Below are 18,899 nucleotides of genomic sequence, written 5' to 3'. Positions count from 1 at the left end.
GATGAAACTCGAATTTTCCATTTATCGCTACAACCCGGATGTCGACGATGCCCCGCACATGCAGGACTACACCCTGGAAGCGGAAGAAGGCCGTGACATGATGCTGCTGGATGCGTTGATCCAGCTGAAAGAAAAAGACCCGACCCTGTCGTTCCGTCGCTCATGCCGCGAAGGCGTGTGCGGTTCCGACGGCCTGAACATGAACGGTAAAAACGGCCTGGCGTGCATCACTCCGGTTTCGTCGCTGCGCAAAGGCAACGGCAAGATCGTGATCCGTCCGCTGCCGGGCCTGCCGGTGGTGCGCGATCTGGTGGTGGATATGGGCCAGTTCTATACCCAATATGAAAAGATCAAGCCATACCTGCTGAACGACGGCAAGAACCCGCCGGCGCGCGAGCACCTGCAGTCGCCGGAGCAGCGCGCCAAGCTGGACGGTCTGTACGAGTGCATCCTGTGCGCCTGCTGTTCGACCTCTTGCCCATCGTTCTGGTGGAACCCGGACAAGTTCATCGGCCCAGCCGGTCTGTTGGCGGCGTATCGCTTCCTGATCGACAGCCGTGACACGGAAACGCAAGAACGTTTAGATGATCTGGACGACGCTTTTAGTGTTTTCCGCTGCCATAGCATTATGAATTGTGTCAGTGTATGTCCTAAAGGCTTGAACCCGACGCGTGCGATCGGGCATATCAAGTCCATGCTGCTGCAACGCGGCGCATAAACGGAATGAGATGCTGCGCCGGGCTCTTTTCCGGCGCACGTCCCATAGGGGAGGGAACCTCTAAAAACTGACCCGCGGCTGCGGCGCTATGCAGCCTGGTTCTTCCGCCGGTTTTTAGAGGTTCCTTGTAAGGGACCGCAAGGTCCATAACAGAACGTATCGGGCCGACATGGCCGCAAGTACGTCGAGTGAACCGTTTTACGGCAAACCGTATTCATCACGGTAATTATGTTAACCACGGCGAAAACTAAAGCTTCAAAGCTTAAGGGATCATGATGCAGAACGGCGCAATGAAGGCCTGGCTGGATTCCTCCTATCTGGCGGGCGCGAACCAGTCTTACATAGAGCAGCTCTATGAAGACTTCTTAACCGATCCGGGTTCCGTTGAAGATAGCTGGCGTTCCATTTTTCAACAGCTACCAACCGCGGGTGTCAAACCCGATCAGCTTCACTCTCAAACGCGCGATTACTTCCGCCGCCTGGCGAAAGACTCCGCGCGCTACAACACCACCATCACCGATCCGGAAACCGACGCCAAACAGGTCAAGGTACTGCAGCTGATCAACGCCTTCCGCTTCCGCGGGCATCAGCATGCCAACCTCGATCCGCTCGGCCTGTGGCAGCGCGAGCAAGTTCCTGACCTTGATCCCGCTTACCACAACCTGACCGAAGCCGATTTCCAGGAAACCTTCAACGTGGGCTCTTTCGCCATCGGCAAAGAAACCATGAAGCTGGGCGATCTGTACGCCGCGCTGAAGCAGACCTATTGCGGGTCGATCGGCGCTGAGTACATGCACATCACCAACACCGAAGAGAAACGCTGGATCCAGCAGCGCATCGAGTCGGTGGTGGGGCGCGCCAGCTTTACCGCCGACGAAAAACGCCGTTTCCTGAACGAGCTGACCGCGGCGGAAGGCCTGGAGCGCTACCTGGGCGCCAAATTCCCGGGCGCCAAACGCTTCTCGCTGGAAGGCGGCGACGCGCTGGTGCCGATGCTCAAAGAGATGGTGCGCCACGCCGGCAAGAACGGCACGCGCGAAGTGGTGTTGGGCATGGCCCACCGCGGCCGTCTGAACGTGCTGATCAACGTGCTGGGCAAAAAGCCGGCCGATCTGTTCGACGAATTCGCCGGCAAGCATAAAGAACACCTCGGCACCGGTGACGTGAAATATCACCAGGGCTTCTCCTCCGACGTGGAAACCGAAGGCGGCATGGTTCACCTGGCGCTGGCGTTCAACCCGTCGCACCTGGAGATCGTCAGCCCGGTGGTCATGGGGTCGGTTCGCGCCCGTCGCGATCGTCTGGACGAAGCGCGCAGCAACATGGTGCTGCCGATCACCATCCACGGCGACGCCGCCATTACCGGCCAGGGCGTGGTTCAGGAAACCCTGAACATGTCTCAGGCTCGCGGCTACGAAGTGGGCGGCACCGTGCGCATCGTCATCAACAACCAGGTTGGCTTCACCACCTCCAACCCGCTGGATGCGCGCTCTACCGAATATTGCACCGACATCGCCAAAATGGTTCAGGCACCGATCTTCCACGTTAACGCGGACGATCCGGAAGCCGTGGCCTTCGTCACTCGCCTGGCGTTGGATTTCCGTAACACCTTTAAGCGTGACGTGATGATCGATCTGGTCTGCTACCGTCGCCATGGGCACAACGAGGCCGATGAGCCGAGCGCCACCCAGCCGGTGATGTATCAGAAGATCAAGAAACACCCTACGCCGCGCAAAATCTACGCTGACGTTCTGACCGAACAGAAAGTGGCCAGCCTGGAAGATGCCACGGAAATGGTCAACCTGTATCGTGATGCGCTCGACCGCGGCGATTGTGTGGTTGAAGAATGGCGTCCGATGAATCTGCACTCCTTCACCTGGTCGCCGTACCTGAACCACGAGTGGGACGAAGAGTACCCGAGCAAGGTTGAGATGAAGCGTCTGCAGGAACTGGGCCGCCGCATCAGCACCGTGCCGGAAGCGATCGAAATGCAGTCGCGCGTGGCGAAAATCTACGCTGACCGCGCCGAGATGGCCGCAGGCAACAAGCCGTTCGACTGGGGCGCCGCCGAAACGCTGGCCTACGCCACCATGGCGGATGAAGGCATTCCCATCCGCATCTCCGGCGAAGACGCCGGCCGCGGCACCTTCTTCCACCGTCACGCGGTGGTGCACAACCAGAAAAACGGTTCGGTCTATGTTCCGCTGGCGAACATCCACAGCGGCCAGGGCGAATTCAAGGTCTGGGACTCCGTGCTGTCTGAAGAGGCGGTGCTGGCGTTCGAATACGGCTACGCCACGGCGGAACCGCGCACGCTGACCATCTGGGAAGCGCAGTTCGGTGACTTCGCCAACGGTGCGCAGGTTGTTATCGACCAGTTCATCAGCTCCGGCGAGCAAAAATGGGGCCGTATGTGCGGCCTGGTGATGCTGCTGCCGCACGGTTATGAAGGCCAGGGCCCTGAGCACTCCTCCGCGCGTCTGGAACGTTATCTGCAGCTGTGCGCTGAGCAGAACATGCAGGTGTGCGTCCCGTCTACGCCGGCGCAGGTTTACCATATGCTGCGTCGTCAGGCGCTGCGCGGTATGCGCCGTCCGTTGGTGGTGATGTCGCCGAAGTCGCTGCTGCGTCATCCGCTGGCGATTTCTTCGCTGGACGAGCTGGCCAACGGCACCTTCCTGCCGGCGATCGGCGAGATCGACGACTTGGATCCGAAAGCGGTCAAGCGCGTCGTGCTGTGCTCCGGCAAGGTCTACTACGACCTGCTGGAACAGCGTCGCAAGAACGAGCAGAAAGACGTGGCCATCGTGCGCATCGAGCAGCTGTATCCGTTCCCGCATCAGGCCGTGCAGGCCGTGCTGGAGCAATACTCGCACGTGCATGATTTCGTCTGGTGTCAGGAAGAGCCGCTGAACCAGGGCGCCTGGTACTGCAGCCAACACAACTTCCGTGAAGTGGTGCCGTTCGGGGCTTCTTTACGTTACGCAGGACGTCCGGCCTCTGCTTCTCCGGCGGTGGGCTATATGTCCGTACACCAGAAGCAGCAGCAGGCTCTGGTGAATGACGCGCTGAATATTGACTAATGTTCGCTCGCTTGCCGGCCGAGGGGCCGGCAAGCAGATGATAAAAAACTTAAGGGAAAGCTAAATGAGTAGCGTAGATATTCTGGTTCCTGACCTTCCTGAATCGGTTGCCGATGCGACCGTAGCCACCTGGCACAAAAAACCGGGCGACAGCGTGCAGCGTGATGAAGTCCTGGTTGAAATCGAAACCGACAAAGTGGTGTTGGAAGTGCCGGCCAGTGAAGCGGGCATTCTCGATGCTATCGTGGAAGAAGAGGGCGCGACCGTGCTGTCTCGCCAGCTGCTCGGCCGCATTCGCCCAGGCGACAGCTCCGGCAAACCGACCGCCGAGAAGAGCCAGGAGAAAGAGTCCACGCCTGCACAGCGCGCGACCGCGAGCCTGGAAGAAGAAAGCAATGACGCGCTCAGCCCGGCGATTCGCCGCCTGATCGCCGAACATGACCTCGATGCCGGCGCCATCAAAGGCACCGGCGTGGGTGGCCGCATCACCCGTGAAGACGTGGAAGCGCACCTGGCCAAAGGCGGCGCCGCCGCCAAACCGGCCGCCGCCGCTGAAGCCGCACCGCAGCCGGCTCTGGCCGGCCGCAGCGAAAAACGCGTGCCGATGACCCGCCTGCGCAAACGCGTCGCCGAGCGTCTGCTGGAAGCGAAGAACAGCACCGCGATGCTGACCACCTTCAACGAAATCAACATGCAGCCGATCATGGATCTGCGCAAGCAGTACGGCGAAGCCTTCGAGAAACGCCACGGCGTGCGTCTGGGCTTCATGTCCTTCTACATCAAGGCGGTGGTTGAAGCGCTGAAGCGTTTCCCGGAAGTGAACGCGTCGATCGACGGTTCCGACGTGGTTTACCACAACTACTTCGACATCAGCATCGCGGTTTCTACCCCGCGCGGCTTGGTGACGCCGGTACTGCGTGATGTAGACGCCATGAGCATGGCTGACATCGAGAAGAAAATCAAAGAGCTGGCCGTTAAGGGCCGCGACGGCAAACTGACCGTGGAAGAGCTGACCGGCGGTAACTTCACCATTACCAACGGTGGCGTATTCGGCTCGCTGATGTCCACCCCGATCATCAACCCGCCGCAGAGCGCCATCCTGGGCATGCACGCCATCAAAGATCGCCCAATGGCGGTCAATGGTCAGGTGGTGATCCAGCCGATGATGTATCTGGCGCTGTCTTATGACCACCGCCTGATCGACGGTAAAGAATCCGTCGGTTACCTGGTGACGGTCAAAGAGATGCTGGAAGATCCGGCTCGTCTGCTGCTGGACGTCTAGTAACCCTTGCCGGGCGCGGCGTGCCGCGCCCGCACTCTGTGCTATGTGGCCGGAAAACCATGCGGTTTACCGCGTAATAATGGTCCGGCTAAAAACCTTCAGAACTGAATGGATAGAACATCATGAATTTACACGAATATCAGGCAAAACAGCTGTTTGCTCGGTATGGCATGCCGGCACCGACCGGTTACGCCTGTACCACTCCGCGTGAAGCAGAAGAAGCCGCATCCAAAATCGGCTCCGGCCCGTGGGTGGTGAAATGTCAGGTTCATGCTGGCGGCCGCGGTAAAGCGGGCGGCGTTAAAGTCGTCAACAGCAAAGAAGATATCCGTGCTTTCGCGGAAGCCTGGTTGGGCAAGCGCCTGGTGACTTACCAGACTGACGCGCTGGGCCAGCCGGTTAACCAGATCCTGGTTGAAGCGGCGACCGACATCGATAAAGAACTGTACCTGGGCGCCGTCGTAGACCGCGCGACCCGTCGCATCGTATTCATGGCGTCTACCGAAGGCGGCGTGGAAATCGAGAAAGTGGCGGAAGAAACCCCAGAACTGATCCACAAAATGACCATCGATCCGCTGGCGGGTCCACAGCCTTATCAGGGCCGTGAGCTGGCCTTCAAACTGGGCCTGACCGGCAAGCAAGTCAGCCAGTTCGCCAAGATCTTCATGGGCCTGGCGACGCTGTTCCTGGAGCGCGACCTGGCGATGGTTGAGATCAACCCGCTGGTGATTACCAAGCAGGGCGATCTGGTGTGCCTGGACGGCAAACTGGGCGCCGACGGCAACGCCCTGTTCCGTCAGCCTGAACTGCGTGAAATGCGTGACCCTTCCCAGGAAGACGAGCGTGAATCCCGTGCGGCTCAGTGGGAGCTGAACTACGTTGCCCTCGACGGCAACATCGGCTGCATGGTGAACGGCGCCGGTCTGGCGATGGGCACCATGGACATCGTTAAACTGCACGGCGGCGAACCGGCCAACTTCCTGGACGTGGGCGGCGGCGCGACCAAAGAGCGCGTGACCGAAGCGTTCAAAATCATCCTGTCCGACGACAAGGTGAAAGCGGTTCTGGTTAACATCTTCGGTGGTATCGTACGTTGCGATCTGATCGCTGACGGCATCATCGGCGCAGTGGCTGAAGTGGGCGTTAACGTCCCGGTCGTGGTGCGCCTGGAAGGGAACAACGCCGAACTGGGCGCCAAGAAACTGGCGGACAGCGGCCTGAATATCATTGCTGCGACCAGCCTGACTGATGCGGCTCAGCAAGTTGTTGCAGCAGTGGAGGGTAAATAATGTCCATCTTAATCGATAAAAACACCAAAGTAATTTGCCAGGGCTTCACCGGTAGCCAGGGGACTTTCCACTCCGAACAAGCTATCGCTTACGGCACCAAAATGGTTGGCGGCGTCACTCCAGGCAAAGGCGGCACTCAGCACCTGGGGCTGCCGGTGTTCAACACCGTGCGCGAAGCGGTTGAAGCGACCGGCGCGACGGCCTCTGTCATCTACGTTCCAGCGCCGTTCTGCAAAGACTCCATTCTGGAAGCGATCGATGCCGGCATCAAACTGATCATCACCATCACCGAAGGCATCCCGACCCTGGACATGCTGACCGTGAAAGTGAAACTGGACGAAGCCGGCGTGCGCATGATCGGGCCGAACTGCCCTGGCGTGATCACCCCGGGCGAGTGCAAAATCGGCATCATGCCTGGCCACATCCACCTGCCGGGCAAAGTGGGCATCGTTTCCCGCTCCGGCACCCTGACCTATGAAGCGGTGAAACAAACCACCGATGCCGGTCTGGGCCAGTCCACCTGCGTGGGCATCGGCGGCGACCCGATCCCGGGCTCCAACTTCATCGATATCCTGAAGATGTTCCAACAGGATCCGCAGACCGAAGCAATCGTGATGATCGGTGAGATCGGCGGCAGCGCTGAAGAAGAAGCGGCGGCTTACATCAAAGAACACGTCACCAAACCGGTTGTCGGCTACATCGCCGGCGTGACCGCGCCGAAAGGCAAGCGTATGGGCCACGCAGGCGCCATCATCGCCGGCGGCAAAGGCACGGCGGACGAGAAGTTTGCTGCGCTGGAAGCGGCGGGCGTGAAAACCGTTCGCAGCCTGGCGGACATCGGCGATGCGGTAAAAGCGGTGCTGAAGCGCTAAGAACCTAGTACGAAATAACAATATCTCGACATGTTTGGCCACCCATTGGGTGGCCTTTTTTATGGGCGAAACTCAGAAAACGTTGAGCGCCTTGATCAGCGCGATCCGATCCTGCAGGCGGCGCTGCTGCACCGGATCCGCGGCGGCTTGCCGCTGCTGCTCCAGCGAGGCGAGGGCGGCGCGGTAATCGTCGGCGTTGCGGAACAGCGCGTCTTTGACGTTGATCGAGGCGACGTTGGTGTAGCGGCCATCGTCGGTGGTCGGCACCTGAATAACGCCTTCATTCAGCAGCCGTTTAACGATCGCCCGCTGCGGTTCGTATCCCTCCATGCCGATCAGTTTCCAGCGCTGCGGCGGCACGCCCTGGTATTGGCCGTGTTTCACTTCCGTCAGGTAGCGCAGGGCCAGGTGGCGAATGGTGCCTTCTTCTTCACCGTACTGCGCTTTGCTGTCGAACAGCACCGGGAAGGATTGCCCTTCCAGCGCGCCGCCCTTTTGCGTCAGGTGGCCCATGCGGTAACTGTTCATGCCCAGACGGATCGGCATGTCGTCCGTGACCGGCGTGCCGTCCGCCAGATGCAGATCGACGATGCGTGAACCGGCGGGTTGGCGCAGATCAATGGTATAGGTGACGCCATCGAAGAAATCGTTGGTGGAATATTTGGACGAACGCCGCGCCGGGTTAAAGCTGTAGGTGACGTCGCCCGGCTGCAGCTGATTGAAGTAGCCGGCGGACCACTCCATGTAGCGTTTAAGCGCTTTACCGTTAAGCTGATAAACGGTGATCTCGCCACCGGCGTATTGGTAGTTAAAGGCGATATCCTTGGCCTTGATGTCGCCGACGTCCAGTTTGGCGCGATCGTTGTCGATCTGCAGGGCGATCACCTGCGCCAGCGGTGCATAGTGCCGGGCGGCCTGTTGGAACAGCGCGCTGATGCCGGTGTCCTGCACGTGCACCTGAGGAATGCCGCGGAACTCGTCGGCAGGCACCAGATCGCTGCCGCTCAGCTTCGCTACCACCCGGTTGGCGTTGGCGCGCAAAATGTCATGATACGGCTGGTAGAGAGCCTGCATGGCGCTGTCCGGCGTCAGCCCTTTGATCGGGTAGGTGTAGCTGTTTTTGTCGATCAGCGTGAATTTGCCGTCGCGGCGTTCAAATTGCAGATCGATGCGTGACAGCGCGCGGCCGTATTTGTCCGGTTCGGTGATGATGACGCCGTTGACCACCGCCTTGTCGATCTTCACATGCATGTGGCCGGCGACGATTGCCGCCAGTTCCGGGTTGGCGTTGGCAATGTCGGCCACGCCGGTGCCCGTGCGCTGGTTCTCGTTGTCGATGCCCATATGCGCCACCAGTACGATGGCGTCGACCTGGCCGTCGATTTGTTTGATGACCTGTTTCACCGCCTGCACCGGATCGGTGAAGTTCAGCCCTTTGATGCGATCGGTGCCCTTGGCGAATTCAGCGGTCATCGGCGTGTCCATGCCGATAATGCCGATCTTCACGCCCTGACGTTCGAGGATGGTGTAGGCCGGCAGATAAGGCTTGCCGTTGTCCCAGACGATGTTGCCCGCCAGCGCCGCGCCCTTGAACTGCTTGAGCGGGGTGGCCAGCACCGGCAGGCCGAAGTCGAACTCGTGATTGCCCATCACCCAGACGTCGTAATTGAGCGCATTGAGGCCCAGCATCATCGGGCTGACGGCCTCATGCTTGAAGGTTTCAACGAAGTTGCCCTGAATAGTGTCGCCGGCGTCCACCAGGATCAGGTTAGGCTGCTCGGCGCGCACCTTTTTGACCTGGGTGGCTATCTGGCTCAGGCTGCCCGCCAGGTTTTCCGTGTCGCTGGCGTAGTCCCAGGGCACGAAGGTGCCGTGCAGATCGGAGGTGCCCAGCAGGGTGATGTTTACCGTTTCGGCGGCCATGGTGTTTCCCGAGAGTCCCAAGACAGAGGCAAAGATGATTTTTTTCATAACTTATTGTCACTCAATGGAATTTTAACATAAGTGGTCATTTTGCTACAAAATCGCAACCTTTACGATCCCATCGCGAGAAATAGACTAATATTGGAGAGAGATTTGTTGTTTTGTGACTGCAATCACTGTCACGGCTTAATGGAAATAAAAGGTTAATTATGTCGCAGAATAAGCGCGTAATAATACAATGGCGGCTCTTTTAAATTACATTTATTTAACACAAAAATATCATTAAAAAACAATTAAACCATTGCGCAACATGCCCTCAAGAAAAATAGGCGAAATGTGCTGATGAATATGGAAATAATATGCGGATAGGCTTAAATTGTCTCAGATCAAATTAGCCCGAAGTACCTCTTTCGGCTAAGATTTGACCTGTAACCAAAAGTCCAACCCACGTCACGTAAAAACCTATTTATTGTGTGGGATTGGGCGAGTATCATCCATGTTGTGATTATGGATGGTTGATCTTGTTGCATTTGTTACCCGTTGTCGGTTTTCAGTGGCGTGCTTGTCGGCGGCCCGAGGGGCTATTGGCCGAGTGTGCGGTTGAAAGCGGAGAAGCTGGATCAAATTTGTTGTGTTTAAGGGCATTCACTGCGGGGCGTTACTGGCGGCTTTGAAAGAAGTATGCCGATAACCGCGTGTCGGAGTCTTCCTGCGAGGAGCAAGGAGTCAAGATGTTTGATATTGTCGAACTGTCGCGCTTACAGTTTGCTTTAACGGCGATGTACCATTTCTTATTTGTCCCATTAACGCTCGGTATGGCGTTCTTGCTGGCAATTATGGAAACGGTATATGTCCTGTCTGGCAAACAAATCTATAAAGACATGACCAAATTCTGGGGAAAGTTATTTGCGATTAACTTTGCTCTGGGTGTGGCCACCGGTTTGACCATGGAGTTCCAGTTCGGGACTAACTGGTCGTATTTCTCTCACTACGTCGGCGATATCTTTGGGGCCCCACTGGCCATCGAAGGTTTGATGGCGTTCTTCCTTGAATCGACGCTGGTCGGCCTGTTCTTCTTCGGCTGGGATCGTCTGAGCAAGGTGCAGCACATGGCGGTAACCTGGTTCGTGGCCCTCGGCTCAAACCTGTCCGCGCTGTGGATCCTGGTCGCCAACGGCTGGATGCAGAACCCGATCGCGTCGGATTTCAACTTCGAAACCATGCGCATGGAGATGGTCAGCTTCTCCGAGCTGGTGCTTAACCCGGTTGCGCAGGTGAAATTCGTTCACACCGTGGCTGCAGGCTACACCACCGGCGCCATGTTCGTGCTGGGCATCAGCGCTTATTACCTGCTGAAGGGCCGCGACATCGCTTTCGCCAAACGCTCCTTCGCCATCGCCGCCAGCTTCGGCATGGCTGCGGTGCTGTCGGTGATCGTGCTGGGTGACGAATCCGGTTACGAAATGGGCGACGTACAGAAAACCAAACTGGCCGCCATCGAAGCGGAGTGGGATACCCAGCCGGCGCCGGCGTCCTTCACCCTGTTCGGCATTCCCGATCAGGACAAGATGGAAAACTCCTTCTCTATTCAGATCCCGTATGCGCTTGGCCTGATCGCCACGCGTTCCACCGACACGCAGGTCACTGGCCTGAAAGATCTGCTGGCGCAACATGAAGTGCGCATCCGCAACGGCATGAAAGCCTACCAGCTGCTGGAAGAGCTGCGCGGCGGCAATACCGATCCTGCGGTGCGTGCGGAATTCAACAGAACCAAGCAAGACCTGGGCTACGGCATGCTGCTGAAGCGTTATACCCCGAACGTCAGCGACGCGACGGAAGCGCAGATCCAGCAGGCGACCAAGGACTCCATTCCACGCGTGGCGCCGCTGTACTTCGCCTTCCGCATCATGGTGGCCTGTGGCGTGCTGATGCTGCTGATTATCGGCCTGTCCTTCCTGAGCGTGGTGCGCGGCCGCATCGGCCAGAAGAAATGGCTGTTGCGTGCGGCGCTGTATGGCCTGCCGCTGCCGTGGATCGCGGTAGAAGCCGGCTGGTTCGTGGCGGAATACGGCCGTCAACCGTGGGCGATTGGTGAGGTGCTGCCGACTGCAGTCGCCAACTCTTCGCTGACCGCGGGCGACATTCTGTTCTCGATGGGGCTGATTTGCGGCTTGTACACCCTGTTCCTGGTGGCTGAAATGTACCTGATGTTCAAGTTTGCGCGTCTGGGTCCAAGCAGCCTGAAAACCGGCCGCTACCACTTTGAACAACCGACTGCCGCCGTGCAGGAAGCGCGCTAAACAGGAGTCCACGTATGTTTGACTATGAAGTACTGCGATTTATCTGGTGGGTGCTGGTTGGCGTACTGCTGATCGGCTTCGCCGTCACCGACGGTTTCGACATGGGCGTCGGCATCCTGGTGCGCATCATCGGTAAAACCGATACCGAGCGCCGGGTGATGATCAACTCCATCGCCCCGCACTGGGACGGTAACCAGGTGTGGCTGATCACCGCCGGCGGCGCGCTGTTCGCCGCCTGGCCGATGGTCTACGCAGCGGCCTTCTCGGGCTTCTACGTCGCCATGATCCTGGTGCTGGCGGCCTTGTTCTTCCGCCCGGTCGGTTTTGACTACCGTTCCAAGCTGGAGAGCAGCCGCTGGCGCAACATGTGGGACTGGGGCATCTTCATCGGTTCCTTCGTGCCTGCGTTGGTATTCGGCGTGGCGTTCGGCAACCTGCTGCAGGGCGTGCCGTTCCATGTGGACGAATACCTGCGTCTGTTCTACACCGGCAACTTCTTCCAACTGCTGAATCCGTTCGGTCTGTTGGCAGGCGTGGTCAGTCTGACCATGCTGGTCACTCAGGGCGCGACCTACCTGCAGATGCGCACCACCGGCGAGATCCACCTGCGGTCACGCGCCGCAGCGCAGATCGCGACGCTGATCATGGCGGTATGCTTCCTGCTGGCGGGTGTGTGGCTGGTGAAAGGCATCGACGGCTACGTGATCACTTCGGCGCTGGACACCATGGCGGAATCCAACCCGCTGCGTAAAGAAGTGGCGCATCAGGCCGGCGCATGGCTGATCAACTTCAACAAGTATCCGCTGCTGTGGGCCTTGCCTGCACTGGGCGTGGTGCTGCCGTTGTTCACCATCCTGTTCTCGCGTCTGGAGAAAGGCGCGCTGGCGTTCGTCACTTCGTCGCTGACCATCGCCTGCGTCATCCTCACCGCCGGGGTCACCATGTTCCCGTTCGTGATGCCGTCCAGCACCGTGCCTAACGTCAGCCTGACCATGTGGGACGCGACGTCGAGCCTCTTGACGCTGAAAGTGATGACCGTCGTGGCGGCGATCTTCGTGCCTATCGTTTTGGCGTACACCAGCTGGTCGTACTACAAAATGTTCGGTCGTCTCGACAAGAACTACATCGAAAACAACAAGCATTCGCTGTACTAAGGATAAGGAGCTAAACCATGTGGTATTTTGCCTGGATTCTCGGAACGCTTCTTGCCTGCGCCTTCGGCATCATCACGGCGCTGGCGCTTGAGCAGAGCGAAGCGACCAAAGCTCAGCAAGACGGTAAGTAATGAGCTCGTCCGTGATTGACAAGCTGTACGCTGTCACCGACAAGGGCCCGGTTCGGGCCCTTTCCCTGGTGCTGGCGTTGATTTTGGCGGGGTGCGTGTTCTGGGATCCGACGCGTTTCGCCGCCAAAACCAGCTCGCTGGAGATTTGGGAAGGGCTGTTGCTGATTTGGGCCGTATGTGCCGGAGTGATCCACGGTTTCGGATTCCGCCCGCAGCGCAGCGTCTGGCGCGCTTTTTTCGCGCCGCTTCCTGCAATTGTGATCTTGTGCGCAGGATTACTTTACGTTTCTTTATAATCTCCCTGATGTCCCCACGTTATGGGCCCTCACGGCCCATAATTATTTTCATTCCCATCTTGTAACCCATTCCCAACCCGATCCGTCTTGCGTATAGTAGCAGCGTTAAATTGCATTGCTGGGAAGTAGAGTGAGTAATACGTTGTTTCGATGGCCGGTTCGCGTTTACTACGAGGATACCGATGCCAGTGGTGTGGTCTATCACGCCCGCTACGTCGCCTTTTTTGAAAGAGCGCGCACAGAGATGCTGCGTCAGCACAACTTTCATCAACAGCAGCTGCTCAGTGAACAAGTCGCTTTTGTCGTCCGGCGCATGACGGTGGATTATCTGGCTCCGGCTCGTCTCGACGAGCAACTGGAGGTCCAGAGTGAAATCACCTCTCTGCGCGGGGCTTCTCTCACGTTTGCTCAACGCATTGTCAATTCTGACGGGGCCCTACTGAGCCAGGCAGATGTCCTGATTGCCTGTATTGATCCACACCAAATGAAGCCAAGAGCGCTTCCTAAGTCTATTGTCGCGGAGTTTAAGCAGTGACTGACATGAACATCCTAGATTTATTCTTGAAGGCGAGCCTGCTGGTTAAGCTTATCATGTTGATTTTGATATGCTTCTCGGTAGCCTCTTGGGCGATCATCATTCAGCGCACCCGCATCCTCAATGCGGCGACGCGTGACGCCGAAGCCTTTGAAGACAAATTCTGGTCCGGTATCGAGCTTTCCCGTCTGTACCAGGAAAGTCAGGCGCGTCGCGATAGCCTGACCGGTTCCGAGCAGATCTTCCATTCCGGGTTCAAAGAGTTCGCCCGTCTGCACCGCGCCAACAATCATGCGCCGGAGTCGGTGATCGAAGGGGCGTCGCGCGCGATGCGCATTTCGATGAACCGCGAGCTGGAAACGCTGGAAACCCATATTCCGTTCCTCGGCACCGTCGGTTCTATCAGCCCGTACATCGGCCTGTTCGGCACCGTGTGGGGGATCATGCACGCCTTTATCGCGCTGGGCGCGGTGAAGCAAGCCACGCTGCAGATGGTGGCGCCGGGTATCGCCGAAGCGCTGATCGCCACCGCGATCGGTCTGTTCGCCGCCATCCCGGCGGTAATGGCCTACAACCGTCTCAACCAGCGCGTCAACAAGCTTGAGCAGAATTACGACAACTTTATGGAAGAGTTCACCGCTATTCTGCATCGTCAGGCCTTCTCCAGCGACAGCAAATAAGTAGGAGGTAGCATGGCGAGAGTACGTGGACGTAGTCGGCGTGAGCTGAAGTCCGAAATTAACATCGTTCCGCTGCTCGACGTGTTGCTGGTGCTGCTGCTGATTTTTATGGCAACCGCGCCAATCATCACGCAGAGCGTGGAGGTTGACCTGCCGGACGCCACCGATTCCAAGACGGTGTCCAGCGATGACAATCCGCCGGTGATCCTCGAGGTTTCCGGCGTAGGTCAATACACCCTGGTGGTGGATCACAACCGTATGGAGCTGCTGCCGCCTGAGCAAGTCGCGGCCGAAGCCAAGTCGCGTTTGGCGGCTAACCCGAAAACGGTCTTTTTGATCGGCGGTGCGAAGGAAGTCCCTTACGATGAGATTATCAAGGCATTGAATATTCTCCATCAGGCGGGCGTGGCTTCCGTGGGGCTGATGACCCAGCCGATCTGACCGTAAGGCCAACGGCAACCCGGTTCCTGCGCTGCGGCCCAGGAACCCCGTATAAGCAACACCAGTTTTTGGGAATCTATTTTGGTAAAGGCAACTGAGCAAAACGATAAGCTGAACCGCGCCGTTATTGTTTCGGTCGTTCTGCACTTCATATTGATTGCCCTGCTGATTTGGGGATCGCTGCAGGAAAAGGTCGACATGGGCGCCGGCGGCGGTGGCGATGGCACCGTGGTCGGTGCGGTGATGGTCGATCCCGGCGCGGTGGTGGAGCAGTACAACCGCCAGCAGCAGCAGAGCAACGATGCGCAGCGTGCCGAAAAGCAGCGCCAGAAAAAAGCGGAGCAACAGGCCGAAGAGCTTCAGCAGAAGCAGGCGGAGCAGCAACAGCGCCTGAAAGAGCTGGAGAAAGAGCGTTTGGCGGCGCAGGAGAAAGCCGCGCAGGACGCCAAGGCGCAGGCTGAGCAACAGCAGAAGGCGGCGGAGCAGCAAAAACAGGCCGCCGAGCAGCAAAAAGCGGCGGAAGCCGCCGCAGCCAAGGCCAAAGAGCAACAGAAGGTCGCCGAAGCCGCTGCCGCCAAGGCGAAGGCCGAAGCGGACAAGGTCGCCAAGGCGCAGGCGGAAGCCCAGAAGAAAGCCGAAGCGGAAGCCAAGAAAGAAGCGGCTGCTGCCGCCGCCGCCAAGAAACAGGCGGAAGAGGCGAAGAAAGCCGCCGCCGCCGCGGCAGAAAAGAAAGCCGCAGAGGCCGCGGAGAAGAAAGCGGCCGCTGAAGCTGAGAAAAAAGCCGCAGCGGAAGCCGAGAAGAAGGCTGCCGCCGAGGCAGAGAAGAAAGCGGCGGCCGAGAAAGCCGCTGCCGCCAAGAAAGCCGCTGCGGACGCCAAGAAGAAGGCCGCCGCCGAGGCTGCGAAGCAGTCGGCGGAAGTTGATGACCTGTTTGGTGGCCTGGCGGACGGCAAGAACGCGCCGAAAGGCGGCGGTGCCAAATCGAAGGGCGACGGTAAACCGGCCGGGCAGGGCAATGCCAAGACGGCTGGCGCCAGCGGGGCGGATATCAGCGGTTATATGGGGCAGATTCAAGGGGCGATTCAGAGCAAGTTCTATGACGCCAGTTCGTTCGCCGGCAAAACCTGCGACCTGCGTATCAAGCTGGCGCCGGACGGCCTGCTGATAAGCGTACAAGCAGCGGGGGGCGATCCTGCTCTGTGTCAAGCTGCGGTGTCTGCCGCCAAGTTGGCGCATATACCGAAGCCGCCGAGCGATGCCGTTTATCAGCACTTTAAGAATTCTATACTTGAATTCAAGCCGCAATAACGGTTGATTGAGTGAGTGATATCACAGGGATGTACTAAGGTAACCAACAGGGATTATGTAGTTTTACGTAAGTTGGTTTGTTAAAATTCTGCTAATTTATCGCAGGCATCCCGCCTGGATAAGGGAGATGAGATGAAGCAGGCATTTCGAGTAGCGCTAGGTTTTTTAATTCTGTGGGCGTCCGTGTTGCACGCGGAAGTTCGCATTGAAATCACCCAAGGGGTTGACTCCGCTCGCCCGATTGGCGTGGTGCCGTTTAAATGGGCGGGCCCAGGCACGCCGCCGGAAGATATCGGCAAGATTGTCGGTGCGGATCTGCGCAACAGCGGCAAATTCAACCCGATCGACGTGGCGCGCATGCCGCAGCAACCGACCTCCGCGTCTGAAGTGACGCCGGCGGCCTGGACTGCGCTGGGCATCGACGCCGTGGTAGTCGGCCAGGTTCAACCTGGCGCCGACGGCAGCTACCTGATCTCCTACCAACTGGTGGACACCTCGGGTTCGCCGGGCACCGTCTTGGCGCAGAACCAGTATAAAGTGACCAAACAGTGGTTGCGTTATTCTGCCCATACCGCCAGCGACGAAGTGTTCGAGAAGCTGACCGGTATCAAGGGCGCGTTCCGCACCCGTATCGCCTACGTGGTGCAGACCAACGGCGGGAAATTCCCGTACGAGCTGCGCGTAGCGGATTACGACGGTTACAACCAGTTCACGGTGCACCGTTCGCCTGAGCCGCTGATGTCGCCGGCCTGGTCGCCGGACGGCAGCAAACTGGCTTACGTGACCTTCGAGAGCGGCCGCTCTGCGCTGGTGGTGCAGACCCTGGCTAACGGCGCTATCCGCCAGATCGCCTCGTTCCCGCGCCACAACGGTGCGCCGGCGTTCTCGCCGGACGGCAGCAAGCTGGCCTTCGCGCTGTCCAAGAGCGGCAGCCTGAACCTGTACGTGATGAACCTCGGCTCCGGCCAGATCACGCAGCTGACCGATGGCCGCAACAACAACACCGAACCGACCTGGTTCCCGGATGGCCAGTCTCTGGCGTTTACCTCCGACCAGGGCGGGCGTCCGCAGATTTATAAAATCAGCGCCAGCGGCGGTGCCGCACAGCGTCTGACGTGGGAAGGCTCTCAGAACCAGGATTCTGAAGTCAGCTCCGACGGTAAATTCCTGGTGATGGTGAGCACCAACAGTGGTGCACAACACATCGCCAAACAAGATCTTGGATCGGGCGCCGTTCAGGTTTTGACCGGCACCTTCCTGGATGAAACGCCTAGTATTGCGCCAAACGGCACCATGGTGATCTATAGCTCCACGCAAGGTATGGGCTCCGTGCTGCAGTTGGTGTCAACTGATGGGCGTTTCAAAGCGCGTCTTCCGGCAACTGATGGACAGGTCAAATTCCCTGCCTGGTCGCCGTATCTGTGATGCATGTGTAAATATGTATGGCAAACTATAAAAGGATCAAAGAAATGCAACTGAACAAAGTGCTGAAAGGGCTTCTGCTGGCACTGCCAGTTCTGGCTGTAGCAGCTTGTAGTTCTAACAAAAGCGCGAACAACGACCAATCTGGTATGGGCGCTGGCGCCGGCACTGGTATGGAAAACGGCAGCAGCAACCTGTCTTCCGAAGAACAAGCTCGTCTGCAGATGCAAGAACTGCAGAAGAACAACATCGTTTACTTCGGCCTGGACAAGTATGACGTAAGCTCCGAATTCGCTCAGATGCTGGACGCGCACGCTGCATTCCTGCGTAACAACCCGTCTTACAAAGTGACCGTTGAAGGCCACGCTGACGAACGCGGCACGCCGGAATACAACATCGCTCTGGGTGAGCGTCGTGCTAACGCCGTTAAAATGTACCTGCAAGGTAAAGGCGTTTCCGCTGACCAGATCTCTATCGTTTCTTACGGTAAAGAAAAACCAGCAGTACTGGGCCACGACGAAGCGGCTTATGCTAAAAACCGTCGTGCCGTTCTGGTTTACTAAGAGAATCGCATGAACAGTAACTTCAGACGTCACCTGTTGAGTCTGTCGTTACTGGTTGGCGTAGCGGCCCCTTGGGCCGCTACTGCCCAAGCGCCAATCAGTAATGTCGGCTCCGGCTCGGTCGAAGACCGTGTCACCTCGCTTGAGCGCATCAGCAATGCTCAAGGCCAGCTTTTAAACCAACTCCAGCAGCAACTCTCTGACAATCAACGCGATATTGATTCTCTCCGTGGGCAGATCCAGGAAAGCCAGTATCAGTTGAATCAGGTCGTTGAACGCCAGAAGCAAATCTATCAACAGATGGATAGCCTCAGCCAGGGCGGCGCTCAGAGCGCCTCTGCGGCAGCGGGCGCTGCCGGCGGGGCAGCCGCAGGCGCATCTTCCGATGCGGGCAGCAGCGCGCCTGTAGCCGCTTCTGCAACGCCGAGTGGCGGTGATGAGAACAGTGACTACAACGCCGCTGTTTCTCTGGCGCTGGAAAAAAAACAGTATGACCAGGCGATTTCCGCCTTTCAGTCCTTCGTAAAACAGTACCCGAAGTCTACTTACCAGCCCAACGCCAACTATTGGCTGGGCCAGTTGTTCTACAACAAGGGTAAAAAAGACGATGCGGCCTATTATTTTGCGGTGGTGGTGAAGAATTACGCTAAATCACCGAAGGCGCCGGACGCCATGTACAAGGTGGGTATCATCATGCAGGAAAAAGGGCAGGCTGATAAAGCCAAGGCCGTGTTCCAGCAGGTGATTAAACAATACCCAACCAGTGCGGCGGCCAAGCAGGCGAAAAGTCGCGTAGGCGGTTAACGGTTAGAAAAATGAGCCCAGAAGTTAGTCGATTTGACCGATTTCTGGGCTCATTCGCGTGAAGAACAAGCAGTTGAACGCATCGGTAAAAAATTTAG

At 58.0% G+C, this 18,899-nt stretch carries 17 protein-coding genes; 16 read left to right on the top strand and 1 reads right to left on the bottom strand.

What is annotated here, in order from left to right; translation table 11 throughout:
- Window position 1 precedes the first annotated feature (1 nt).
- The 5 genes from ACMGF9_RS17530 to sucD all read left to right on the top strand — a co-directional run bounded on the left by ACMGF9_RS17530 (window position 2) and on the right by sucD (window position 7,244).
- Complete coding sequence (locus tag ACMGF9_RS17530) at window positions 2-718, top strand: succinate dehydrogenase iron-sulfur subunit (protein ID WP_015376975.1); 717 nt, start codon at window positions 2-4, stop codon at window positions 716-718.
- Window positions 719-993: 275 nt separating this feature from the next.
- Window positions 994-3,801 carry a 2-oxoglutarate dehydrogenase E1 component gene (gene sucA / locus ACMGF9_RS17525; RefSeq protein ID WP_015376976.1) on the top strand — a complete coding sequence of 936 codons (2,808 nt, stop codon included), beginning with the start codon at window positions 994-996 and terminating at the stop codon, window positions 3,799-3,801.
- Window positions 3,802-3,865: 64 nt separating this feature from the next.
- Window positions 3,866-5,083 carry a 2-oxoglutarate dehydrogenase complex dihydrolipoyllysine-residue succinyltransferase gene (gene odhB, locus ACMGF9_RS17520; protein WP_015376977.1) on the top strand — a complete coding sequence of 406 codons (1,218 nt, stop codon included), beginning with the start codon at window positions 3,866-3,868 and terminating at the stop codon, window positions 5,081-5,083.
- A gap of 122 nt (window positions 5,084-5,205) precedes the next feature.
- The gene (gene sucC / locus ACMGF9_RS17515; RefSeq protein WP_015376978.1) at window positions 5,206-6,372 is read left to right on the top strand and encodes an ADP-forming succinate--CoA ligase subunit beta; all 1,167 of its coding nucleotides are present in this window, start codon (window positions 5,206-5,208) and stop codon (window positions 6,370-6,372) included.
- The gene (sucD, locus tag ACMGF9_RS17510) at window positions 6,372-7,244 is read left to right on the top strand and encodes a succinate--CoA ligase subunit alpha (RefSeq protein ID WP_004939878.1); all 873 of its coding nucleotides are present in this window, start codon (window positions 6,372-6,374) and stop codon (window positions 7,242-7,244) included. Before sucC ends, sucD begins: the two co-directional genes overlap by 1 nt.
- Before the next feature lie 72 nt (window positions 7,245-7,316).
- Here sucD and ACMGF9_RS17505 read toward each other — a convergent pair whose 3' ends face one another.
- Window positions 7,317-9,215 carry a bifunctional metallophosphatase/5'-nucleotidase gene (locus tag ACMGF9_RS17505; RefSeq protein WP_414160342.1) on the bottom strand — a complete coding sequence of 633 codons (1,899 nt, stop codon included), beginning with the start codon at window positions 9,213-9,215 and terminating at the stop codon, window positions 7,317-7,319.
- Between the two features lie 683 nt (window positions 9,216-9,898).
- Between ACMGF9_RS17505 and cydA the strand changes: the two genes are divergently transcribed.
- From cydA to cpoB, 11 genes are all read left to right on the top strand, one after another.
- A complete protein-coding gene (gene cydA, locus ACMGF9_RS17500) occupies window positions 9,899-11,467 on the top strand; it encodes a cytochrome ubiquinol oxidase subunit I (protein WP_099982404.1) in 1,569 nt (522 codons plus the stop codon).
- Between the two features lie 14 nt (window positions 11,468-11,481).
- Complete coding sequence (gene cydB / locus ACMGF9_RS17495; RefSeq protein ID WP_015376980.1) at window positions 11,482-12,621, top strand: cytochrome d ubiquinol oxidase subunit II; 1,140 nt, start codon at window positions 11,482-11,484, stop codon at window positions 12,619-12,621.
- 17 nt (window positions 12,622-12,638) lie between these two features.
- Window positions 12,639-12,752: a cytochrome bd-I oxidase subunit CydX gene (gene cydX / locus ACMGF9_RS17490; RefSeq protein WP_004939868.1), complete on the top strand. Its 114-nt coding sequence runs from the start codon at window positions 12,639-12,641 to the stop codon at window positions 12,750-12,752.
- Window positions 12,752-13,048: a cyd operon protein YbgE gene (ybgE, locus tag ACMGF9_RS17485; protein ID WP_004939866.1), complete on the top strand. Its 297-nt coding sequence runs from the start codon at window positions 12,752-12,754 to the stop codon at window positions 13,046-13,048. The genes cydX and ybgE overlap by 1 nt, the downstream gene beginning before the upstream one ends.
- A 130-nt stretch (window positions 13,049-13,178) precedes the next feature.
- Window positions 13,179-13,583: a tol-pal system-associated acyl-CoA thioesterase gene (ybgC, locus tag ACMGF9_RS17480; protein WP_004939863.1), complete on the top strand. Its 405-nt coding sequence runs from the start codon at window positions 13,179-13,181 to the stop codon at window positions 13,581-13,583.
- Window positions 13,580-14,263, top strand: coding sequence for a Tol-Pal system protein TolQ (gene tolQ / locus ACMGF9_RS17475; RefSeq protein ID WP_004939862.1), 684 nt, complete (start codon window positions 13,580-13,582; stop codon window positions 14,261-14,263). Before ybgC ends, tolQ begins: the two co-directional genes overlap by 4 nt.
- A gap of 12 nt (window positions 14,264-14,275) precedes the next feature.
- Entirely contained in the window at window positions 14,276-14,704 is a 429-nt protein-coding gene (tolR, locus tag ACMGF9_RS17470) for a colicin uptake protein TolR (protein WP_004939859.1), read from the top strand.
- A gap of 81 nt (window positions 14,705-14,785) precedes the next feature.
- The gene (gene tolA / locus ACMGF9_RS17465; protein ID WP_015376981.1) at window positions 14,786-16,012 is read left to right on the top strand and encodes a cell envelope integrity protein TolA; all 1,227 of its coding nucleotides are present in this window, start codon (window positions 14,786-14,788) and stop codon (window positions 16,010-16,012) included.
- Between the two features lie 132 nt (window positions 16,013-16,144).
- Window positions 16,145-17,437: a Tol-Pal system beta propeller repeat protein TolB gene (gene tolB, locus ACMGF9_RS17460; RefSeq protein WP_004939856.1), complete on the top strand. Its 1,293-nt coding sequence runs from the start codon at window positions 16,145-16,147 to the stop codon at window positions 17,435-17,437.
- 44 nt (window positions 17,438-17,481) lie between these two features.
- Entirely contained in the window at window positions 17,482-17,997 is a 516-nt protein-coding gene (pal, locus tag ACMGF9_RS17455; protein ID WP_004939853.1) for a peptidoglycan-associated lipoprotein Pal, read from the top strand.
- 9 nt (window positions 17,998-18,006) lie between these two features.
- A complete protein-coding gene (gene cpoB / locus ACMGF9_RS17450) occupies window positions 18,007-18,801 on the top strand; it encodes a cell division protein CpoB (protein WP_160125201.1) in 795 nt (264 codons plus the stop codon).
- Window positions 18,802-18,899: the final 98 nt, after the last annotated feature.

Origin of the sequence: Serratia sp. BNK-23, assembly GCF_047456145.1 — a bacterium.
GTDB classification, from domain to species: Bacteria; Pseudomonadota; Gammaproteobacteria; order Enterobacterales; family Enterobacteriaceae; genus Serratia; species Serratia nematodiphila.
Note: the sequence above shows the minus strand (reverse complement) of the source record. Positions and strands in the feature narration are given on the sequence as shown.